This window comes from Streptomyces niphimycinicus (genome assembly GCF_018883605.1).
In the GTDB taxonomy this organism is placed as follows: domain Bacteria; phylum Actinomycetota; class Actinomycetes; order Streptomycetales; family Streptomycetaceae; genus Streptomyces; species Streptomyces niphimycinicus.
In genome coordinates, this window is sequence record NZ_JAHLEM010000398.1 from 1 (window position 1) to 1546 (window position 1546).

Sequence of the window (1546 nt, forward strand, 5' to 3'; positions counted from 1 at the left end):
CGGTTTCCAGCAGCAGCCGCTGCTGGGGGTCGGTGGCGAGCGCCTCCCGCGGGCTCATGGAGAAGAAGCCGGGGTCGAAGTCGCCGGGAGTCTCCAGGAATCCGCCCTCGCGGACGGAGAAGGTACCGGACCGTTCCGAATCCGGGTCGAAGAAGCCATCGACGTCCCAGCCCCGGTCGGGAGGGAACTCGCTGATGGCGTCGCCGCCCTCGGCGACAAGCCGCCACAGCTCCTCCGGCGTCTTCACACCGCCGGGGTACCGGCAGCTCATCGCCACAATGGCGATGGGCTCCCGGTCCCGCTCCTCCACCTGTCGAAGTTGCCGACGAGCCTGACGCAGGTCAGCCGTCACCTTCTTGAGGTAGTCAAGGAGTTTTTCGTCTTCCGCCACTATGCCCAGCCCCTTGAAACACTCTGTGAGTTCCAGCTCGCCACGTCAGGAGGTTCCGAATTCATCGTCGATGAGTTTGAAGATCTCGTCGGCGGTGGCCGATTCGATCTCGCTGTCGTCGTCCATCTCGTCGTCCAGCGCCATCGCGGTGCCGGACACCTGCCCGGTTCCGCCGGCGGACCACTTGGCCACCAGGCCCTGGAGCCGCGCCATGACCTTGTCGCGCGTCTCGCCGTCGGAGTCGAGCGCCGACAGGGTGGATTCCAGGCGGTCGAGTTCTCCGAAGACGGGCTCGGTCGCGGGCCCGTCGGCGGGGGTGACCTCTTCGCGCAGGAATCGTCCGAGCGACGCCGGGGTCGGGTAGTCGAACACCAGGGTCGCCGGCAGCCGCGTTCCGGTGATCGCGTTGAGACGGTTGCGCAGTTCGACGGCCGACAGGGAGTCGAAGCCCAGGTCCTTGAACGCGTGTCCCGGCTCGATCGCCTGTCCCGACGCATAGCCGAGGACGATGGCCACCTGGTCGCACACCAGGTCCACCAGGATGCGCTCGCGCTCCGCTTCGGACTTCCCGGCCAGGTGCTGCTTGAGCTCGGCGGCCGGGTCGACCCCGGTGCTGGTGGCGGCCGACTCCGCGGTCCTGCGCGCGGGGCCTCGCACCAGTCCGCGCAGCAGTGCGGGTACCGGCTCGCCCACCGAGGACATGTCCATCGTCATGGGCACCAGGACGGCACCGTCGAGATCGCGGGTCGCGTCGAACAGTGCGAGCCCGGCCTCGGGGGTGAGGGCGACCATACCGGTCCTGGTCATGCGGGTGACGTCGGCGTCGGCCAGCTCGGTGGTCATGCCACCGTCCTGCGTCCACGGGCCCCAGACGAGCGAGGCAGCCGGGAGTCCCGCGGCCCTGCGGTGCTGGGCCAGGGCGTCCATGAAGGCGTTGCCCGCCGCGTAGTTGGCCTGGCCCGCGCCGCCGAAGGTGCCGGAGACGGAGGAGAACAGGATGAAGGCCGAGAGGTCGAGGTCGCGGGTCAGCTCGTGCAGATGCAGTGCGGCGTCCACCTTCGGACGCAGCACCTTGTCCACCCGCTCCGGCGTCAGCGACTCCACCACACCGTCATCCAGCACACCCGCCGCATGCACCACCGCCGACAGCGGATG

Annotated in this window: 2 protein-coding genes; both read right to left on the reverse strand. The window is 69.0% G+C overall.

Going from position 1 to position 1546, the window contains the following annotated elements; translation table 11 throughout:
• Positions 1-391 (reverse strand): beta-ketoacyl synthase N-terminal-like domain-containing protein (locus KN815_RS30450; protein ID WP_216345090.1); only part of this gene is annotated, 391 nt, incomplete at its 3' end.
• 45 nt (positions 392-436) lie between these two features.
• A partial coding sequence (locus KN815_RS30455; RefSeq protein WP_216345091.1) for a type I polyketide synthase occupies positions 437-1546 on the reverse strand: 1110 nt, incomplete at its 5' end.